Annotated in this window: 18 protein-coding genes; 9 read left to right on the top strand and 9 right to left on the bottom strand. The window is 64.2% G+C overall.

Features of this window, described 5'->3' with window-relative positions; genetic code table 11:
• The 3 genes from WCB02_RS08470 to WCB02_RS08460 form a co-directional block, all read left to right on the top strand.
• Positions 1-931: S1 RNA-binding domain-containing protein (locus WCB02_RS08470; RefSeq protein ID WP_423957478.1), on the top strand; the 931-nt coding region annotated here is incomplete at its 5' end.
• Between the two features lie 101 nt (positions 932-1,032).
• Positions 1,033-1,494: an N-acetyltransferase family protein gene (locus tag WCB02_RS08465; RefSeq protein ID WP_423957477.1), complete on the top strand. Its 462-nt coding sequence runs from the start codon at positions 1,033-1,035 to the stop codon at positions 1,492-1,494.
• Complete coding sequence (locus WCB02_RS08460; protein ID WP_423957476.1) at positions 1,491-2,111, top strand: glutathione S-transferase family protein; 621 nt, start codon at positions 1,491-1,493, stop codon at positions 2,109-2,111. The genes WCB02_RS08465 and WCB02_RS08460 overlap by 4 nt, the downstream gene beginning before the upstream one ends.
• A 20-nt stretch (positions 2,112-2,131) precedes the next feature.
• Here WCB02_RS08460 and fabI read toward each other — a convergent pair whose 3' ends face one another.
• The 3 genes from fabI to fabA all read right to left on the bottom strand — a co-directional run bounded on the left by fabI (position 2,132) and on the right by fabA (position 4,849).
• Positions 2,132-2,932: an enoyl-ACP reductase FabI gene (gene fabI / locus WCB02_RS08455; RefSeq protein ID WP_423957474.1), complete on the bottom strand. Its 801-nt coding sequence runs from the start codon at positions 2,930-2,932 to the stop codon at positions 2,132-2,134.
• A gap of 137 nt (positions 2,933-3,069) precedes the next feature.
• On the bottom strand, positions 3,070-4,293 hold the full coding sequence (gene fabB / locus WCB02_RS08450; protein WP_423957473.1) for a beta-ketoacyl-ACP synthase I: 1,224 nt from the start codon (positions 4,291-4,293) through the stop codon (positions 3,070-3,072).
• A gap of 34 nt (positions 4,294-4,327) precedes the next feature.
• Positions 4,328-4,849, bottom strand: coding sequence for a bifunctional 3-hydroxydecanoyl-ACP dehydratase/trans-2-decenoyl-ACP isomerase (gene fabA / locus WCB02_RS08445; protein ID WP_423957472.1), 522 nt, complete (start codon positions 4,847-4,849; stop codon positions 4,328-4,330).
• Positions 4,850-5,197: 348 nt separating this feature from the next.
• Here fabA and irrA point away from each other — a divergent pair, with 348 nt between their 5' ends.
• Positions 5,198-5,698, top strand: coding sequence for an iron response transcriptional regulator IrrA (irrA, locus tag WCB02_RS08440; RefSeq protein WP_423957471.1), 501 nt, complete (start codon positions 5,198-5,200; stop codon positions 5,696-5,698).
• 153 nt (positions 5,699-5,851) lie between these two features.
• Here the strand turns inward: irrA and WCB02_RS08435 are convergent, their stop codons facing one another.
• Positions 5,852-6,382 (bottom strand): SH3 domain-containing protein, encoded by a 531-nt coding sequence (locus tag WCB02_RS08435; RefSeq protein ID WP_423957469.1) that lies wholly within the window; start codon positions 6,380-6,382, stop codon positions 5,852-5,854.
• Positions 6,383-6,690: 308 nt separating this feature from the next.
• Here WCB02_RS08435 and WCB02_RS08430 point away from each other — a divergent pair, with 308 nt between their 5' ends.
• Positions 6,691-7,692, top strand: coding sequence for a 2-hydroxyacid dehydrogenase (locus tag WCB02_RS08430; protein WP_423957468.1), 1,002 nt, complete (start codon positions 6,691-6,693; stop codon positions 7,690-7,692).
• Positions 7,693-7,695: 3 nt separating this feature from the next.
• Here the strand turns inward: WCB02_RS08430 and WCB02_RS08425 are convergent, their stop codons facing one another.
• The gene (locus WCB02_RS08425; protein WP_423957467.1) at positions 7,696-8,616 is read right to left on the bottom strand and encodes a LysR family transcriptional regulator; all 921 of its coding nucleotides are present in this window, start codon (positions 8,614-8,616) and stop codon (positions 7,696-7,698) included.
• 124 nt (positions 8,617-8,740) lie between these two features.
• Here WCB02_RS08425 and WCB02_RS08420 point away from each other — a divergent pair, with 124 nt between their 5' ends.
• Complete coding sequence (locus WCB02_RS08420) at positions 8,741-9,745, top strand: aldo/keto reductase (RefSeq protein ID WP_423957466.1); 1,005 nt, start codon at positions 8,741-8,743, stop codon at positions 9,743-9,745.
• Positions 9,746-9,750: 5 nt separating this feature from the next.
• Here WCB02_RS08420 and WCB02_RS08415 read toward each other — a convergent pair whose 3' ends face one another.
• Positions 9,751-10,551, bottom strand: coding sequence for a HesA/MoeB/ThiF family protein (locus tag WCB02_RS08415; protein ID WP_423957464.1), 801 nt, complete (start codon positions 10,549-10,551; stop codon positions 9,751-9,753).
• Positions 10,552-10,738: 187 nt separating this feature from the next.
• Here WCB02_RS08415 and WCB02_RS08410 point away from each other — a divergent pair, with 187 nt between their 5' ends.
• The gene (locus WCB02_RS08410; RefSeq protein ID WP_423957463.1) at positions 10,739-12,142 is read left to right on the top strand and encodes a serine protease; all 1,404 of its coding nucleotides are present in this window, start codon (positions 10,739-10,741) and stop codon (positions 12,140-12,142) included.
• A gap of 70 nt (positions 12,143-12,212) precedes the next feature.
• On the opposite strand, the gene WCB02_RS08405 is transcribed toward WCB02_RS08410, so the two are convergent.
• A complete protein-coding gene (locus WCB02_RS08405) occupies positions 12,213-13,703 on the bottom strand; it encodes a M81 family metallopeptidase (protein WP_423957461.1) in 1,491 nt (496 codons plus the stop codon).
• Positions 13,704-13,710: 7 nt separating this feature from the next.
• Complete coding sequence (gene ggt, locus WCB02_RS08400; RefSeq protein ID WP_423957460.1) at positions 13,711-15,390, bottom strand: gamma-glutamyltransferase; 1,680 nt, start codon at positions 15,388-15,390, stop codon at positions 13,711-13,713.
• Positions 15,391-15,840: 450 nt separating this feature from the next.
• Here ggt and WCB02_RS08395 point away from each other — a divergent pair, with 450 nt between their 5' ends.
• Positions 15,841-16,620 carry an AAA family ATPase gene (locus WCB02_RS08395; RefSeq protein WP_423957458.1) on the top strand — a complete coding sequence of 260 codons (780 nt, stop codon included), beginning with the start codon at positions 15,841-15,843 and terminating at the stop codon, positions 16,618-16,620.
• A 200-nt stretch (positions 16,621-16,820) separates the two neighbouring features.
• Here WCB02_RS08395 and mutM read toward each other — a convergent pair whose 3' ends face one another.
• Positions 16,821-17,702: a bifunctional DNA-formamidopyrimidine glycosylase/DNA-(apurinic or apyrimidinic site) lyase gene (gene mutM, locus WCB02_RS08390; RefSeq protein ID WP_423957457.1), complete on the bottom strand. Its 882-nt coding sequence runs from the start codon at positions 17,700-17,702 to the stop codon at positions 16,821-16,823.
• Positions 17,703-17,819: 117 nt separating this feature from the next.
• Between mutM and ubiE the strand changes: the two genes are divergently transcribed.
• Positions 17,820-18,593 (top strand): bifunctional demethylmenaquinone methyltransferase/2-methoxy-6-polyprenyl-1,4-benzoquinol methylase UbiE, encoded by a 774-nt coding sequence (gene ubiE, locus WCB02_RS08385; RefSeq protein ID WP_423957454.1) that lies wholly within the window; start codon positions 17,820-17,822, stop codon positions 18,591-18,593.
• Positions 18,594-18,622 lie beyond the last annotated feature (29 nt).

Raw genomic sequence — 18,622 nt, 5'->3', positions numbered from 1 at the left:
GCGCGCGATTCATCCGGTACTGCCTCCGCACCACGAATTCCCGTACACGGTGCGCGTGGTCTCGGAGATCACCGAATCCAACGGCTCGTCGTCGATGGCTTCGGTCTGCGGCGCTTCGCTGGCGCTGATGGATGCCGGCGTTCCCCTGAAGCGGCCGACCGCGGGCATCGCGATGGGCCTGATCCTCGAAGACAAGCGCTTCGCGGTTCTCTCGGACATCCTCGGCGACGAGGACCACCTCGGCGACATGGACTTCAAGGTGGCTGGCACCGAGCAGGGCATCACCTCGCTCCAGATGGACATCAAGATCGAGGGCATCACCGAGGAGATCATGAAGGTCGCGCTCGGCCAGGCCAAGGAAGGCCGCGTCCACATTCTGGGCGAGATGTCGAAGGCGCTCACGGCGGCCCGCGCCGAACTCGGCGAATACGCGCCGCGCATCGAGACCTTCAAGATCGCCACCGACAAGATCCGCGAAGTGATCGGCACCGGCGGCAAGGTGATCCGCGAGATCGTCGAAAAGACCGGCGCCAAGATCAACATCGAGGACGACGGCACCGTGAAGGTCGCCTCCAACGACGGCGAGGCGATGAAGGCGGCGATCAAGTGGATCAAGTCGATCACCTCCGAGCCGGAGATCGGCCTGGTCTATGACGGCACCGTGGTCAAGGTCATGGAGTTCGGCGCCTTCGTGAACTTCTTCGGCACCCGCGACGGCCTGGTCCATATCAGCCAGCTCGCGGCCAATCGCGTGCAGAAGACCTCCGACGTCGTCAAGGAAGGCGACAAGGTCAAGGTCAAGCTGCTCGGCTTCGACGACCGCGGCAAGACGCGGCTGTCGATGAAGGCGGTCGACCAGCAGACCGGCGAGGACCTCGAAGCCAAGCAGAAGACCGAGGCGCCGCCACCACGCGAAGCGGCTGGCGAGTAACAGCCGGACGGAAAATGACGAAGGGGCGGCTGCCGAAGCCGCCCTTTTTTGTTATCAAGGACTGCGATCTCCAGCCCTCGGCTGAAGTTTGGGACTTCTCAATGACGCCCGTCATCCGGCCCGCCCGCTCCGACGACTATGACGAGATCGCCCGGATCTGGATGGAAAGCTGGGTCTCCACCGGACTCGATCAGGCCAGTGAACCCCTACTGACACAATTGCGCGCCCGCGTACGGCAGGAAATCGCCAACGGCTGGAGCCTGTTTGTCGCGGACGACCACGGCAAACTGGCGGCGATGCTGGCGCTGCATCTGCCAAAGCTCTACCTCGACCAGTTGTTCGTGGCGCCGGAATATCACGGCCGGGGCCTCGGCCGGCAATTGCTCGCCTTCACGCGGTCGCAACTGCCCGACGAGATCTCGTTGCGCTGCGTGCGCGAGAACGAGAAGGCCTGGCGCTGGTACGAGCGCGAGGGCTTTGTGTTCGAGCGGGAGCGGATCGAGCCCCTGAACGGCCTGATGATGAAGTATTATCGTTGGAAAAAAGAGGAGCCCCCGAGATGATGCAGCTTTACTGGTCGCCCCGCTCGCGCTCGTTCACCACGCTGTGGCTGATGGAGGAAACCGGCCAACCCTATGAGCGGGTGCTGACCGACATTTCGGCCGGCGCGCAGAAGACGCCCAACTATCTCGCCATCAATCCGATGGGCAAGGTGCCGGCGCTGCGCGACGGCGAGGCGACGTTGGCGGAAGCCGCCGCCATCTGCGCCTATGTCGCCGAGCGCTATCCGGAGGCCAAGCTGGCGCCGCCAGTCGGCAGTCTGTTGCGCGCGAAATACCTGTATTGGTTGTTCTTCGGACCCGGCTGCGTCGAGCCCGCGATGGTGCAGGTCGCAACCAAGATCGAGATGAACCCGGTGAGCGCAGGTTGGGGCGACGCCCAGCGCGTCTACGACGTGCTCGATGCGGCCCTCGCCAAGGGGGGGCCGTGGCTGCTCGGCGAGGATTTCTCGGCTGCCGATATCGTGATCGGCTCGGGACTGAATTTCGCGGTGCGGCTATTCAAGATGGTGCCGATGCGCCCATCGTTCGAGGCCTATATCGGACGCTGCGTGGCGCGACCGGCATTCCAGCGCGCCGAGCAGATCGCGGCGGGTGATGCCTCCTCTCATCCATCGTAAGGGGGCCGTCGCGAACGCCGCTACGGCGTCTTCAGCTCTTCGGGCCGCGGCATCGAGATCACGTTGTAGCCGGAATCGACATAGTGGACTTCGCCGGTGACGCCGCCCGACAGTTCGGACAACAGATACAGCGCCGAACCGCCGAGTTCCTCCAGCGTCACGCCGCGGCCGAGCGGCGAATGCTTCTGCTGGAAGGCGAACATCGCCCGGGCATCGCCGATGCCGGAGCCGGCGAGCGTACGTACCGGTCCCGCCGAGATCGCATTGACGCGGATGCCGCGCGGACCGTAATCGGCGGCGAGATAGCGCACCGAGGCTTCCAGCGCCGCTTTCGCCACGCCCATCACGTTGTAATTCGGCATCACCCGCATCGAACCGCCGAAGGTCAGCGTGATCATGGCGCCGCCGGAATCCAGCATCAGTTCGGCCGCACGCTTGGCGAGTTCGGTGAAGGAAAAGCAGGAGATCAGCATGGTGCGCGAGAAGTTGTCCCGCGTCGTGTCGGCGTAGCGGCCCTTCAGCTCATTCTTGTCGGAAAAGGCGATGGCGTGGACCAGGAAGTCGAGCCTGCCCCATTTGTCGCGCAACACTTGGAATACGGCGTCGACGCTGCCGAGGTTCTCGACATCGCACGGCAGCACCAGCTCGACGCCGAGCGATTGCGCCAGCGGCTTGACCCGCTTGCCGAGCGCGTCGCCTTGATAGGTGAAAGCCAGCTCGGCGCCCGCAGCGGCGAGCGTCCTGGCGATGCCCCAGGCGATCGAATGATCGTTGGCAATCCCCATGATCAGCCCGCGCTTGCCCTTCATCAGATCGTTCATCCTAACTGCGCTCCATCATTGTCGACGTCATCACCCGCGAAAGGCGGGCGACCCGGTATTCCAGAGGCGCTATAGATCGATTTCGAGAGGAGCCGCGGCATATGGGATGCTCGCGCCTCGGCGCGGCATGACGAACCCTAGGCATCCAGCCGCCGGAACACCAGCGTCGCATTGGTGCCGCCGAAGCCGAACGAATTCGACAACACCGTGGTGAGCCTGGCGTTGTCGATGCGCTTGCGCACGATCGGCATGTCGGCGAAGGCCGGATCGAGCTCGGTGATGTGGGCACTCTCGCAGATGAAGCCGTTCTTCATCATCAGGAGACAATAGATCGCCTCCTGCACCCCGGTGGCGCCGAGGGAATGGCCGGTCAGCGCCTTGGTCGCCGAGATCGGCGGGCACTTCTCGCCGGTGCCGAACACCTTGCGGATCGCCTCGATTTCCGGGGGATCGCCGGCCGGCGTCGAGGTGGCGTGCGGATTGATGTAGTCGATCTTGGTATTCACGGTGGCCAGCGCCATTTTCATGCAGCGCTCGGCGCCTTCACCCGACGGCGCCACCATGTCGTAGCCGTCGGAGGTGGCGCCATAGCCCACGAGCTCGGCGTAGATGCGCGCGCCGCGCGCCTTGGCATGCTCGAGCTCCTCCAGCACCACGACGCCGGCGCCGCCGGCAATGACGAAACCGTCGCGGCTGACGTCGTAGGGCCGTGAAGCGGTCGAAGGCGTCTCGTTGTATTTTGACGACATCGCGCCCATCGCATCGAACAGCACTGACAGCGTCCAGTCGAGCTCTTCGCAGCCGCCGGCGAAGATCACGTCCTGCTTGCCGATCTGGATGATCTCGTAGGCGTTACCGATGCAGTGGTTCGAGGTCGCGCAGGCCGACGAGATCGAATAGTTGACGCCCTTGATCTTGAACCAGGTGGCGAGCGTCGCCGACGCGGTGGAGGACATCGCCTTCGGGACCGCGAAGGGTCCGACCCGCTTCGGTCCCTTGCTGCGCGTGATGTCGGCCGCCTCCACCACGGTGCGGGTCGAGGGTCCGCCGGAGCCCATGATGATGCCGGTGCGGACGTTGGAGACGTCCGAAGGCTCGAGGCCGGAGTCCTGGATCGCCTGCTCCATCGCGACATGATTCCAGGCCGCGCCCTCGCCGAGGAAGCGCATCGCGCGGCGATCGACGACGCCGGACGGATCGAGCGTGGGCGCGCCCTGCACCTGGGAGCGGAATCCGAGTTCGGCATATTTCGCCGCGCGAGAAATTCCCGACCTTGCCTCATGAAGGCTCGCCAGCACTTCCTGGGTGTTGTTTCCGATCGATGAGACGATGCCCATCCCCGTGATGACAACCCGCCTCATGTTCGCCTCGCCTGCCTTTTCAATATGTTTCCGTTCAAGCCGGCGTCGTGCCCTGCTTGAACAACCCGACCTTCAAATCCTTCGCGCGATAAATAATGTCGCCGTCCATCGAAAGCCAGCCGTCGGCGATACCGAGCACGAGCTTTGAACGCATGACCCGCTTGATATCGACGTTGTACACAACCTTGCGCACGTTCGGCAGCACCTGGCCGGCGAGCTTCAGTTCGCCGAGGCCCAGCGCCCGGCCGCGCCCCTCGCCGCCGCTCCAGCCCAGATAAAATCCAACCATCTGCCAGAGCGCGTCGAGCCCGAGACAGCCCGGCATCACCGGATCGTTCTTGAAATGGCAGCAGAAGAACCAGAGGTCCGGCTTGACGTCGAGTTCGGCGCGCACCAGCCCCCTGCCGAACTCACCACCGTTTTCCGTGATCTCGCTGATGCGATCGAACATCAGCATCGGCGGCAGCGGCAATTGCGCGTTGCCCGGGCCGAACAGCTCGCCGCGGCCACAGGCCAGCAAATCCTCGTATTCGTAACCGCCGCGCCGATCCAGCATGCCGAAGTGCCTCTTCACAATCTCCGATGAGCGCCTTAGCCGAATAGACCCGTCTTTGGGTGGAAAACACGCCAATCCCGCAAGATCGGCGCAAATCCGAAGCTCGGGACACCTTGCTGCGCCAGGCGCTCGCCCATGCCGGAATCGGTCAAGCGGGTCCGCGCGCTCTCTATCATAGGCCTTAACCAACGGCAAAGCGCCGCGCCCGGCTAAATCGCCACACCGAGTTTTATTCCAGAGTCCCTCCTTAGGTTCATTCTAGTTGCGAAAAACTTGCATCTATTGATTTTTCCCCATATATTCCGCAGCGATAGTGTTGGAACTCCGAGTCCGGTGCCAGACGTGGATATGAACGACAACCGATCGTCCTTTAGCGACGAGACCACCGCGCTTTCGAATTCCCCGCAAGGGAGCCGGCCGCCGGCGATGAACGGCTGCCCTTGGCACGACGTCAACGAGATGCTGCAGGCTGCAGGGCTGCGCCCGACCCGTCAGCGCATGGCCCTGGGCTGGCTCCTGTTCGGCAAAGGCGCCCGCCATCTGACGGCGGAAATGCTGTACGAGGAGGCAACCCTCGCCAAGGTGCCGGTGTCGCTTGCCACGGTCTACAACACGCTCAACCAGCTCACCGACGCAGGCCTGCTGCGCCAGGTCTCGGTCGACGGCACCAAGACCTATTTCGACACCAATGTCAGTACGCACCACCACTTCTATCTCGAGAACAACCACGAGCTGGTCGACATTCCCGATCCGCATCTGGCGCTGACGCAGATGCCCGAAGTGCCCGAGGGTTACGAGATCGCGCGCATCGACATGGTCGTCCGACTGCGCAAGACGCGCCGAGGATAAGTGAAACATAATCGCGATACGCGTGCTTGATCCGCGTATCCATCAGTCTTCGCAAACACCTTTTTTCAAGGTGGATGGGATTGCCGGACCTTCGCATCGCCGGAGGGGATTCGGCCCCGCGGGCGGGTCAAGCCCGGCAATGACGAGAGAGTTTCAATCCACCTTTTCGTCGGCGTAGACGCCCCACAACCGCTGCTGTTCGATCCAGCCGTCAAAGCCGTTGCCGAAGATGTGGCACCAATGTGCGTCGCATTTCTTGACCTGGGCGACGACCCCGGCCTGCAGCCGCGCCACCACGTCGCTGTCCTGTTCAGCGCTCTCATGGAGCACCGCCAGCTCGTCCTTGTGCTTCATGGTGACGACCGCGGTGCGGCGTCCCGACAACAGCGAGTGATAGACCCAGCCTTCCGCGCCTTCGGAATCACGCACCCGCCGCCAGTTCTCGAATTCGGCGGTGATTTCGACCGGCAGGCCCGAGCGGGTGTAGACCCAGGCTACGTCATTGTCCTTGGTCGGGCCGGCGCGCACATTCACATGATCGGATTTCAGACTGACATAGCGCGGAATCGGCAGCCCGCTGGTCGTCGCCACCGTGTCCTTGGCCGAAACTCCGGTGCTGACCGACGCTCCGAGCAGGCCGCCCGCAAGCACCACCACGACAGAACAGAAACGTCCCCACGCCATCAACCCATCTCCCGCCGAGATCGTCGAACTCAAATGGTTGAGCTTTGCGATTCTCTTGTCTAACGCCTGACCCCCAACTGCCCGCCCCGATTGCCCCGCCTGCGATCGGCCGGGTTTTGCCGGGGTTCTTGTCTTGGCCCGGCCTTCTGCTAGAGAGGACGGAACACCGTGAACCAAGATGCGCCCGACACCCTCTGGCTGCCTCCGAAGGGCCCGTCGGGGAACCCAGGAAACGCCGGGATCAAGCGGCAATTGCAGTTTCGAACAACCGGGTTAATGAGGTCTCAACGGCCTCACGAGAGCAGGCCATGTCGGTAAAGAAAAAGCCCCTCGTCGTGGTGACGCGCAAGCTGCCGGATTCGATCGAAACCCGGATGCGTGAATTGTTCGACGCCAGGCTCAACCTGGACGATTTGCCGATGACCGCGGAACAGATTGCGGACGCCGTGCGCACCGCCGATGTGCTGGTTCCGACCGTCACCGACCTGATCAACGAGGAGCTGCTCAAGTCGCCGGACTGCAAGCTCAGAATGATCGCCAATTTCGGTAACGGCGTCGACAACATCGACGTGGTGGCCGCGCATGCGCGCGGCATCACCGTGACCAACACCCCCAAGGTTCTGACCGAAGATACCGCCGACATGACCATGGCGCTGATTCTGGCAGTGCCGCGGCGGCTGATCGAGGGCGCTTCCGTGCTGACGGAAGGCAAGGACTGGCCGGGGTGGTCGCCGACCTGGATGCTCGGCCATCGCATCGGGGGCAAACGCCTCGGCATCATCGGCATGGGACGCATCGGCCAGGCGGTGGCGCGAAGAGCCCGCGCCTTCGGCCTGCAGATCCATTACCACAATCGCCGCCCGGTCGCTCCCATCATCGCCGAAGAGCTCGGCGCCACCTATTGGGAGAGCCTCGACCAGATGCTGGCGCGGATGGACATCATCTCGGTGAACTGTCCGCACACGCCGGCGACCTTCCATTTGTTGTCCGGGCGGCGGCTGAAGCTGATCCGAAAAGACGCCTATATCGTCAACACCGCGCGTGGCGAGGTGATCGACGAGGAGACCCTGATCAAGCTGGTCGAGGCCGGCGATATCGCGGGCTGCGGACTGGATGTCTTCGAGCACGAACCTGCGATCAGTCCGAAACTGGTGCGGCTCGCCAGGGCCGGCAAGGCGACGCTGTTGCCGCATATGAGTTCTGCCACCGTCGAAGGCCGCGTCGAGATGGGCGAGAAGGTGATCATCAACATCCGCACCTTCCTCGACAACCACCGGCCGCCGGATCGTGTGTTGCCGAGCATGCTGTGACCGTTACGTCTGCTTGGCCTTTCGCCGATCCTGCTTCCGCCACTCCCCGACAAAGGCCACGAACGCGGCGAGCGACGGTGGTGGCTGGCGGCGGCTCGGATAGTACAGAAAAGGTCCCGGAAACGGCGCGCACCAATCATCGAGCACGCTGACCAGCGCGCCGGACTTGATCTCATCGCGCACGTACCCTTCAAACGTCGGCCAGAAACCGAGTCCGTCCTTGACCGCCTGCATCGCCAGGCCGAAATAGGTCGCGATCAATTGTCCCCGTGCCGCCACTTTGACGATTCGCCCGGCCTTCTCGAATTCCCAGTCCGGAATCGAACGGGTCCCGAACCGGGTGCGGATGCAGGCAAGCTCGAGCAAATCCCTCGGATGCTTCGGCCGGCCGTGCTGCGCGACATATCGCGGCGACGCCACCACGGCATAACGCTGCGGCGGACCGAGCGACACCGCGATCATGTCCTGCGCCAGGTGCTCGCCGTAGCGCACACCGGCATCGAACCCGGCATTGACGATGTCGACGAACGAGCTCTCGGCGACGATCTCGAGCTCGATCTGCGGATAGGCGCGCAGAAACGGCGCGATCATCGGCGCCAGCACCAGGTCGACCGCCGGCGGCGGCGCATTGATCCGCAACCGTCCCGACGGCAGGCCGCGCAATCCCTGCACCTGGTCGAGCGCTTCGCTGACCTCGAGCAGCGCCGGACCGACGCGGCCGAGCAGCAGCTCGCCGGCCTCGGTGAGCGCGACACTGCGGGTGGTGCGATTCAACAGGCGGACGCCGAGCCGTTCCTCCATGTCGCGCAGCCGTTGGCTGAGGCTTGAGACCGAAACGCGCTCCGCCTCGGCCGCCCGGCGGAAGTTCCGGGTGCGGGCGACGGCCACGAAGGCGTCGATATCGCGCAGGTCGAGATGCTTCATTGTTCGCCATGATGAACAAGCTATTCATGATTGTCCAGCTTATCGGCGCAATGGGAAGGCGTCATATCAGCACGGTGTTTGACGGCACGGGCATGACCCGCAGGCCCACTTCAAGGAGGACACCATGGATCACCATCAACTCGGCAAGACCGGACCCAAAGTCTCGGCCATCGGCCTCGGCTGTATGGGGATGTCGGACTTCTACGGCCCGACCGACCGCAGCGAGAGCATTGCGACCATCCATGCCGCGCTGGATGCCGGCATCACGCTGCTCGATACCGGCGATTTCTATGGCATGGGCCACAATGAACTCTTGATCCGCGAGGCGCTGGCCTCCCGCGGCCACGACAATGTCCAGATCTCAGTCAAGTTCGGCGCCCTGCGCGACCCCAACAGGGGCTGGCTCGGCTACGACAGCCGACCGGCCGCGATGAAGAATTTTCTCTGCTATTCGCTGCAGCGGCTTGGCGTCGAGACCATCGACATCTACCGCCCGGCGCGGCTCGATCCGTCGGTGCCGATCGAGGACACGATCGGCGCCATGGCCGACCTGGTGAAGGCCGGCTTCATCAGGCATATCGGGCTTTCCGAGGTCGGCTCCGACACCATTCGCCGTGCGCACGCCACCCATCCGATCTGCGACCTGCAGATCGAATATTCGCTGATCTCACGCGGCATCGAGAGCGACATCCTGAAGACCTGCCGCGCGCTCGGCATCGGCATCACCGCCTACGGTGTGCTGTCGCGCGGACTGATCAGCGGACATTGGTCGAAGGACCGTTCCAACGCGCAGGATTTTCGTCACCACAGCCCGCGCTTCCAGGCCGAGAATCTCGACGGCAACCTCGCGCTGGTCGAAAAGCTGCGCGCGATTGCCGCAGAGGTCGGAGCGACGCCGGCGCAGGTTGCGATCGCATGGGTCGCGGCACAGGGCAATGACATCGTGCCGCTGATTGGCGCCCGTCGCCGCGACCGCCTGTCGGAAGCGCTCGCCGCGCTCGATGTGACATTGACGCCCGCTTATTTGGTCGCGCTCGCAAAGGCATTTCCGCCTGGCGTCGCCGCCGGCGCGCGCTATCCCGACGCGCAGCTCGCGCATATGGACAGCGAGCGGCCGCCAACGGCGTGATGCGGTCAACGATGCCCGCTCAGATCGGCGATGACGGGACCGTCGCCGTTCAGCGGATTGGCGGGATCGCGGGCATAGCGCAGCGTCTCGAAACGCATTGCGCGGGCGTCGATCATCAACAGCCGCCCGACCAGCCCCTCGCCGAAGCCTACGATTTCGCGGATCGCCTCCAGCGCCATCATCGAGCCCAGCACGCCGGCAAGCGCGCCCATCACACCGGCCTCCGCGCAAGCGGGCACTGTGCCGGGCGGCGGCGGTTCCGGAAACAGACAACGGTAAGTCGGATTGAAAACGCCGTCGGCGTTCCTTTCGTGGGCGCGGATCGTGGTCAGCGAACCGTCGAAGGCGCCGAGCGCGGCCGTGATCAGCGGCCGGCCCGCAAGGAAGCAGGCATCGGAGACCAGGTAGCGGGTGTCGAAATTGTCGGAGCCATCGAGCACCAGCTCGTAGCCGCCGATCAGCTCCATCGCATTGTCGGCATTGAGCCAGCTCGCATGCGCGGCGAAGCGGACATGCGGATTGAGTTCGAAAATGCGCTCGGCCGCGGTATCGACCTTGCGCCGGCCAATATCGGGCGTAGCGTGAATGATCTGGCGCTGCAGATTGGACAGCGACACCACATCGTCATCGACCACGCCCAAGGTGCCGACGCCGGCGGCGGCGAGATACATCAAGGCTGGCGCGCCGAGGCCGCCGGCGCCGACCACCAGCACGGAAGCTTCCTTCAAGGCTGCCTGGCCGGGCCCACCGACGTCGCGCAACACGATGTGGCGGGCGTAGCGTTCGAGTTCGTCGGCGCTGAGCATGCGTGTTATTCCCTGCTGTTCTTGTGGGTCATTGCGCACCGACGGGCCGGACGCCGCGCGGGCGGACGGAAATGCGCTGAACCGGGGCGCGGCTGTTGTCGACCAAGCAGATGTGCTTGATTGCGGGAACTTCAACATTGCCACGTTTTCAACACGGCCAGGATTTCAATCATCTTCGGGATTTGTCATGAGATCGCGGCTCGCAGCAAGATTGACGTTGGTGGCCGGGATGGCCTGCGGCACGACCGCGCATGCGCAGCTGACGGCCCCGTCGATCGCAGGCGCCAAGCCGAAGCCGGTTGCGACCGTCGCGATCCGCCCGGCGCTGCAGACGCCCATCGATACCGCCAACGCGATGGCGCAGGCCGATCGCCTGGCGCTGCAGTCAGATCTCGCCTGGGTCGGCCAGTATAATGGCGCAATCACCGGCGATGTCAGCTCGCGCATGGTGGCCGCCATCAAGGAATATCAGAAGGCCAAGGGCGGCAAGCCGACCGGCGTGCTCAATCCGCAGGAGCGCAGCGGGCTGGCCGAGACCGCGCGGCGGCGGCAGGAGAATGTCGGCTGGAAGATGATCACCGATGCCGGCACCGGCGTCCGGCTCGGCATCCCCAGCAAGCTGGTACCCCAGCAGTCGAGCGACGCCAATGGCGCAAAATGGAGCTCGCCGAACGGCACCATCCAGGTCGTGCTGACGCGGCGCAGGGAAGCGAGCCCCACCACCGCGGCTCTCGCCGATCGCGAGAAAAAGGATCCGCCCGGGCGCCAGGTCGACTACACCGTGATCAAGCCGGATTTCTTCGTGCTGTCAGGTCTGCAGGGACTGAAGAAGTTTTACCTGCGCGGCACATTCAAGGGCGATGAAGTCCGCATTCTCACCATTCTGTATGACCAGGCCACCGAAAATACCGTCGAGCCGGTGGTGATCGCGATGTCGAGCGCCTTCAATCCGTTCCCGGCCGGCGCGCCAGCGGTGCCGCCACGCAAGAGCGTCGAATACGGCACCGGCATCGTCGTCAGCGAAGATGGCGCGATCGTCACCGATCGCGAGATCACCGATGGTTGCCTCGCGCTCACGATCGGCGGCCTCGGCAACGCCGATCGCATCGCCGAAGACAAGGATCATGGCCTCGCGCTGTTGCGCATCTACGGCGCGCGCGGCTTGAAGCCGCTCAGCCTCGCCGCCAGCGCCAAGACCGGTGTGAACATCACCGGCGTTGACATCACCGGCATCGCCGATCCGCAAAACCAGGGCGGCGGCCAGGTTGCAAGCAGCGTCAGGGCCTCTGTAACGCAAGTCGGCGGCGGCGATCTCGCGCTTTCACCAACCCCGGCGCTCGGCTTTTCCGGCGCCGCAGCACTCGACGGCGACGGCAAATTCGCCGGCATTGCCTTGTCCAAGCCCGTCGTTGTCGCGGGCACGGCTACGGCGTCGGCCGTGCTGGTGCCCCCAGAGCAGGTTGGCGAATTTCTCAGGATTAACGGCGTCTCGGCGTCGGGCGCGCCGAACGACGCCAAGGCTGATCTCAAGACCGAGATCAAGATCGATGCGACGGCGTCCACGGTCCGCGTGATCTGCGTCAGGAAGTAGCTATCTGATTGTTCCCCGCGCGATGAAGATGATCGGCGAAGGGCCCGCTACCAGACCGTTCGACTAACTCCTATTCGCTCTCGCCGGAAAACGCCGGATCGCCGTAAGGATAAAACTTCTTCAAGTCGACGTTCTCGTAGGGCAGCGCGTCGAGATGCACGGTGCCGAGGAACGGCTCGCTCGGCTCGACCAGCAGAATCGTCTTGGCAAAACCATTGTCGTGAAAGCCGCGCCGGAAATGCACGCGCGACTTGATCGCAAAGACCTTGAACGCGTCGATGTCCGCCAGCGCCTCGAGCGAATACGGCTCCATGACCTGGACCAGATAGCTACTGAGGATCAGCACGTTGTCGCGACCGAAGCCGATGCTGACCCAGAAATGGCCATGGCCTTCGCCGGCCCTGAGGACCGTGCCCTGGATACGCACCGGCATTCCTGCGGATTCATCGACCAGGCCGCCGATCTCCATGTCGAAGGCATCCCCCGGCCTGACGCCCTCGGCCCTCAGCTTCGACGTCGTCGCGGCATCGGCGATGGTTGCGATCAGGGTGTTGGAGAGATCCTGCGCGATGATCTGCCGCAGCAGCCAGGTCGCCGAGCCCGAACGGTCGCTGTGATCGGCAAGCACCACCGGGGTTTCGCCATTCGCCACCGCCTGCTTGGCCCGCGCGACGCCTTCGGCAACGCCAAAGATCCTGGTCGAGTTCACCAGCGCCTGCCGTTTGCGCCAGGCGAACGCGGCAATATCCTTGGCGACGGCTTCCGCCAGCGCCGCGTCGTTGTTGGTCAAAACCTGGATGGTCATGCCGACATCGACAACATCGGCGAAGGGAAAGCCGAAGAACACGTTGACATAGACATCCGGCTCGCGCGCTTCCCAGACCAGCGCCCGCTGCGCCAGATCCATCCAGGGCGAGGCGCCGGTCCATTGCAGCACGGTGGCCGAGATGATCGGCACCTTGATCGTGCTGTGCACGGGCTTGTAATCGCCCCTGATCGCCCGGATCAGGGTCCGCGCCGCGCGCTCGCCCTGCAGATAGCCGTCGTAATGCGGGAAATATTTGACGGTAAATCCCATGTCGGCATGCTCGAGAAAGGCGTCGTCCTCGTTGCCGTGAAGATCGAAGGTCGCGGCGATGAAGGCGCTGGCCCCGACCACTTCACGCACCCGCCGCGCCAGTTCGGCTTCGGGGCGCGGGATGCCGCGCACCGCCATCGCGCCATGGACACAGAGATAGACGCCGCGAAACGGCCTTTCCTTCTTGATCTCCGCGATCATCCGTCCGACGAAGGTCTCGAAGGCGTCTTCCGTGACCCATCCGGAACCGATCGACGTCTTCGGCCACAGCGGCGACTCGATGCCGACCAGTTCGACAGAATCGAACTCGCGCGCCATCTTCACAAACCCGCCCATGTAGTTTTTCGGATCGAACGCCAGCAGCGCTTCGCCCTTCGCCGGCGAACCCGGATAGATGAAATCGTCCCGCGCGGTGTCGTTGTTGAGAAACGTCACCGTCTCATGGGAAAAGTGCAGCACGGCAATCCGGATTAAGTCACGCAAGATGGCCTCACCTCAAGCCGAAGCGAACGCCGGCGCGGGCGAGGCCGCCGGACAATCCGATCGGCGTGCCGTCCGCGCGCCAGCAGGCCGCACCGGTGAACGAGCTGTCCTCGTGGAACTGGATGCCGTTCATGCCGCCGCCGACCGTCGCCATCCCGACCACCTGGTGCCCCATGGCGCGCAGCCGAGCCCGTACGGCTTCGGGAACGGCCTGTTCGACCTCGAGCGCGTTGCCTTCGGTCCAGACCCGCGGTGCCTCGACTGCCTCCTGCAGGCTCATGCCATGGTCGATCAGATTGATCAGCGCCTGCATGGCGCTCGGGAAGATGCGTTTGCCGCCGGGCAGCCCCAGCGCATAGACCAGCCTGTGGTCGCGCAACGCCATCATCGGCGACATCGAGGTGGTGACGCGCTTGCCCGGCGCCAGCGACAGCGCGTGACCCGGCCGTGGATCGAACAGGCTCATGTAGTTGTTCGGGATCACGCCGAGCCCGGGAACCAGAAATTTCGCGCCGAACAGATTGTTGATGGTCTGGGTGGTAGCGACCACGTTGCCGAACCCGTCCGCGGCGGTCATGTGCGTGGTGTGGGCGCTCTCGATCTGGGCTACGCCCGCGCCCCAGGCCTGCGCGCGGTCGAGATCGATGGCGCGGCGGCGCTCGCTTGCGTAATCCTTCGATGTCAATTGCTCGACCGGCACGTTGACATAGCCAGGGTCGCCGCTTGCTGCCGCGCGATCGGCAAAGGCGATCTTCAGAGCTTCGGCCAAGAGATGGATGGTCTCGGCGGTGCCGAAGCCCGAGGCCGTGATGTCAAAACCCTCCAGAATGTTCAGCATCTGCGCGATATGGACGCCGGAGGCGGCCGGCGGCGGCGGACCCATGATCTGCCAGCCACGATAATCGGCGCGGATCGGCTGGCGCTCCACGGTCCTGTACGAGGTGAGGTCCTGCTTGCCGACGAAACCGCCATGCGCCGTCATGTAGTCGACGAGCCGATCGCCGAGCGGCCCCTGGTACAGCGCAGCTTCGCCGCGCTGCGCGATATGATTCAGCGTCTCGGCATATTCGGCCTGCACGACGCGGTCGCCGGCCTTCAATGGCACGCCGTTGGGAAGAAAGATCGCCGAAATCGGCTTGTCACGCAGCATCTCCGCCGCGCTGTCGGTGATGCATTCATGCAGGTAGGGCGTCGCGGCGTAGCCGCGCGCTGCGTGCCTGATCGCCGGCTGCATGACGTCGGCAAGGCTCATGGTGCCGAACCGCTGCAGCGTCTCGCACCAGGCTATCAGAGAGCCGGGAACCGCGACCGCCCTCGGACCGGTGAGATTCTCGTCGTCGACGGTATCGAACACGTCATGCGCGGAGCCTGGCTTCGACCGGTAGGTGTCGGGCCGCACGCGCGCGGGGACCGTGCTCTGGCCGTCGATGAAACGGTGGCTGCCGTCGGCGAGGCGGACATGGGCCATGCCGCCGCCGATGATGCCGACCATCATCGGCTCGACCACGGTGAGCGTGAACAAGGTGGCGATCGCTGCATCAATGGCGTTGCCGCCGGCGGCCAGCATCTCAACACCCGCGGCCGACGCCAGCGGATGGTTGCTGACCACCATGCCGCGGCTGCCGGACGCCGGCCGCTTCTGGCAGGCGAAGGCAGTGGCCGTGCGATCCCGCCAGTTGCCCGTCATGACGATGCGCTCCCAAAAGCGGACGAGATGCCGCGGCTGATTTTCGCGGCATTTGCAGCCCGGTCAAGGTGGCGCGGGAACTCGCCAGCGCGCGTCGGCTGATCACGTTTATTTGCGCAGGGATGCTGATCAAAGGGCCCTGGCCGCAGGTCGAAAATTCCCGATCTGAACGCGCTCGTTTCGGGCCGATTTTGCGCGCGGGCAGCGATTAAGGCTTCGAAGGCGCGTCTCGGCTGTAGAGGTCGGCGCTTCGGTATTGGTACGGTATTAACATTTTAACGATTACGTTAACGATTAGGCTGCATCGTCAATCCAGTGATTCGGACGACCGCGATCCTCCTGGATTGGACAGGAACGTCCTGGGCGAGAACCGCCCGGCATCGCCAGCAGCGATGCACTCCAGTAAGGCGTATCCGCACAGCCCCATAACTATCCGAAGGAACGTCTTCGATGCATACGATCGTATTGGCCACCCAAAAAGGCGGCAGCGGCAAGAGCACGCTGGCCATCGGCCTCGCGCTCGCCGCACAACAGGCCGGCCACAATGTCCGGCTGATCGAAACCGACAAGCAGGGCACGCTGTCGAACTGGCAGAGCCGTCGCGGTCTGGTCGAACCGATCGTCGAGACGGTTTACGACGCCGGCAAGATCGAGCGCCGCCTGCAGGCCCTGGAGCGCGGTGGCGTGACGCTGAGCATCATCGACACCGGCGCCGGAATCAATGCCGCGACCACGGCGGCGATCCGCTACGGCGACCTCTGCTTGATTCCGACCCGGCCAAGTGTCGCCGACATCGAGGCCACCGCGCAGACAGTGAGCGTGGCACGCGCCTGGCGCAAGCCGTTCGCGTTCATCCTCAACCAGACGCCGATTCGCGGGGGCAATCGCGTCAACGACGCCACCACCGCACTCGACGAAGACGCGCCGCGTGATATCGCCGAGGTGCTGGCAAAGCCCTTCATCATGATGCGCAACGACCACCAGGACGCGCTCGCGGCAGGCCTCGGCGTCAGTGAATTCGCCCCTTCAGGCAAATCGGCAGAAGAGATCCGCTGTCTCTGGCACTGGGTCGAGGCCAGGCTGACCGGCGACGCCGCCGTGACCGAGGAGAGCGCTTCCGTCACCGAATTCCCAATCATGCTGATCCCGGCGCCCGCGGACAAGACCGAGCCGGCGCGGGCGCTGATCACCTGGGCAGACAGCAACGTGTCGTGGGATGCCTGCCTGTGAGTTAAACGGCCTGCCTTTCGGCACGTGGGGCACCGGAAGGCCGACGTCTCTCGATTTTCTCGGGGTTGCGTCGGTGTATTCTGAAGAGTGTTCTTGGGGCGGATGCGCCGGACGATGTCGCTAGCGAAGCGACCGTCCGGCGTTTTTTTGTCGGCACCCCCTGATCGCTCGCGCAATCGCGGCGCCCGACATGCCCGCCTTTACTTCTGGCACTTCGGACACCAGAAGGTCGAGCGCCCATTCTGGGTAAAGCGGCGGACGATGCCGTCGCAGCCGGCGCTCTGGCAATTCTCGCCTTCGCGGTCGTAGACCTGAAACGAATGCTGGAAATAGCCGAGTTCGCCCGAGGTCTGGCGATGGTCGCGCAGCGACGAGCCGCCGGCCTTGATCGCCTGATTCAGCACCGCGTGAATCGCCTCGACCAGGCGCCTGGCGTGATCGTTCGGCTCGCCCTTCCTGTTGGCCAGCGTCGACGCCATCCGCTTCGGCGCGAGATGCGCCCGAAACAGCGCCTCGCAGACATAGATGTTGCCGAGGCCGGCCACCACGCGCTGGTCGAGCAGCGCCGCCTTCAGACTGGTCTTCTTCCCGGCACAGGAGCGCGCCAGCATCGCCGCGTCGAACGCATTGCCGAGCGGTTCGGGTCCGAGCCCGCGCAGCAAGGGTTCCTGATCGAGCGCCTGCCGCGCGACGATCTTCATATATCCGAAGCGGCGCGGATCGTTGAACACGACGTCCGCGCCCGACGACATGTGAAACACGACATGGTCATGCGAACTGTCCTTGGCGCGAAGATGATGGAATGCGCCCGGCGTATCCTCCTCGCCGGGTCTTTGAATGCGAAACGAGCCGGACATGCCCAGATGCATCAAAAGCACGTCGCCCGAGCCGAGATCGGCCATCAGATATTTGGCGCGGCGGCCGAGCCCGGTCACCGTCTGGCCGCGCAGCCGGGATTCGAAATCCTTCTGAAACGGAAATCGCAGGTCCTTGCGGCGGGCTTCCGCGCTGTCGATCCGCGATCCCTCCATGACCGGCTGCAGGCCGCGCCGGACGGTCTCGACTTCAGGCAATTCGGGCATGTCGGCTCATTCACCTCACGGCCAGTTCTTCAACTTCAAGTCATTCACCTTGTGAAGGCTGTGTGATAGCCCCATTGCGCCCGGCACGCTATGCTCGGGGTAGCGGAGTAAAGTTTGATGGATCGGCAGGGGGACACCACCCGCAACACCACCCATTTCGGCTTCAAGGACGTGCCCTTGAGCGAAAAGCAGACGCTGGTGAACGACGTGTTTCACAGCGTGGCGTCGCGCTATGACCTGATGAACGACCTGATGTCGGCGGGCCTGCACCGTGCCTGGAAGGACATCATGGTCACCACCCTCAATCCGCCGCGAAACGACCGCCCCTTTGCCCTGCTCGACGTCGCCGGCGGCACCGGCGACGTGGCATTCCGCGCCGTGCAGGCCTCGGGCGCGGGCTTTCACGCCACCGTCTGCGACATCAACCCGGACATGCTCCGCGTCGGGCGCGAGCGCGCCGAAGCGCGCAGGCTCGACGACCGCGTGTCCTTTGTCGAGGGCAATGCGGAAGCGCTCGCGTTTCCCGACCGCGCGTTCGACGGCTACACCGTCGCCTTCGGCATTCGCAACGTGCCGCGGATCGATCTCGCGCTGGCGGAAGCCTTCCGCGTACTGCGACCGGGCGGTCGATTCCTCTGTCTGGAATTTTCCACCGTCGATATGCCGGGCCTGGATCGGCTTTACGATCTGTTCTCGTTCAACGTTATTCCGCCGCTCGGCCGCGCCGTCACCGGCGATGCCGAATCCTATCGTTATCTCGTGGAATCGATCCGCAAATTTCCCAGGCCCGACGCGTTCGCGGAGATGATCCGCGCCGCCGGCTTTGCCCGGGTGAGCTGGCAAAGCCTGTCCGGCGGCATCGTGGCGTTGCATTCGGGCTGGCGTCTGTGATTTCGGCATTGGTTCACATCGCGCGGCTC

This window comes from Bradyrhizobium sp. (assembly GCF_049581145.1).
In the GTDB taxonomy this organism is placed as follows: Bacteria; Pseudomonadota; Alphaproteobacteria; order Rhizobiales; family Xanthobacteraceae; genus Bradyrhizobium.
Note: the sequence above shows the minus strand (reverse complement) of the source record. Positions and strands in the feature narration are given on the sequence as shown.

Excerpts from the sequence above, each read along its gene's own strand:
- WCB02_RS08465 (WP_423957477.1), top strand. The coding sequence starts at position 1,033 with ATGACGCCCGTCATCCGGCCCGCCCGCTCCGACGACTATGACGAGATC.
- WCB02_RS08460 (WP_423957476.1), top strand. The coding sequence starts at position 1,491 with ATGATGCAGCTTTACTGGTCGCCCCGCTCGCGCTCGTTCACCACGCTG.
- fabI (WP_423957474.1), bottom strand. The coding sequence starts at position 2,932 with ATGAACGATCTGATGAAGGGCAAGCGCGGGCTGATCATGGGGATTGCC.
- fabB (WP_423957473.1), bottom strand. The coding sequence starts at position 4,293 with ATGAGGCGGGTTGTCATCACGGGGATGGGCATCGTCTCATCGATCGGA.
- fabA (WP_423957472.1), bottom strand. The coding sequence starts at position 4,849 with ATGCTGGATCGGCGCGGCGGTTACGAATACGAGGATTTGCTGGCCTGT.
- irrA (WP_423957471.1), top strand. The coding sequence starts at position 5,198 with ATGAACGACAACCGATCGTCCTTTAGCGACGAGACCACCGCGCTTTCG.
- WCB02_RS08435 (WP_423957469.1), bottom strand. The coding sequence starts at position 6,382 with ATGGCGTGGGGACGTTTCTGTTCTGTCGTGGTGGTGCTTGCGGGCGGC.
- WCB02_RS08430 (WP_423957468.1), top strand. The coding sequence starts at position 6,691 with ATGTCGGTAAAGAAAAAGCCCCTCGTCGTGGTGACGCGCAAGCTGCCG.
- WCB02_RS08425 (WP_423957467.1), bottom strand. The coding sequence starts at position 8,616 with ATGAAGCATCTCGACCTGCGCGATATCGACGCCTTCGTGGCCGTCGCC.
- WCB02_RS08420 (WP_423957466.1), top strand. The coding sequence starts at position 8,741 with ATGGATCACCATCAACTCGGCAAGACCGGACCCAAAGTCTCGGCCATC.
- WCB02_RS08415 (WP_423957464.1), bottom strand. The coding sequence starts at position 10,551 with ATGCTCAGCGCCGACGAACTCGAACGCTACGCCCGCCACATCGTGTTG.
- WCB02_RS08410 (WP_423957463.1), top strand. The coding sequence starts at position 10,739 with ATGAGATCGCGGCTCGCAGCAAGATTGACGTTGGTGGCCGGGATGGCC.
- ggt (WP_423957460.1), bottom strand. The coding sequence starts at position 15,390 with ATGACGGGCAACTGGCGGGATCGCACGGCCACTGCCTTCGCCTGCCAG.
- WCB02_RS08395 (WP_423957458.1), top strand. The coding sequence starts at position 15,841 with ATGCATACGATCGTATTGGCCACCCAAAAAGGCGGCAGCGGCAAGAGC.
- mutM (WP_423957457.1), bottom strand. The coding sequence starts at position 17,702 with ATGCCCGAATTGCCTGAAGTCGAGACCGTCCGGCGCGGCCTGCAGCCG.
- ubiE (WP_423957454.1), top strand. The coding sequence starts at position 17,820 with ATGGATCGGCAGGGGGACACCACCCGCAACACCACCCATTTCGGCTTC.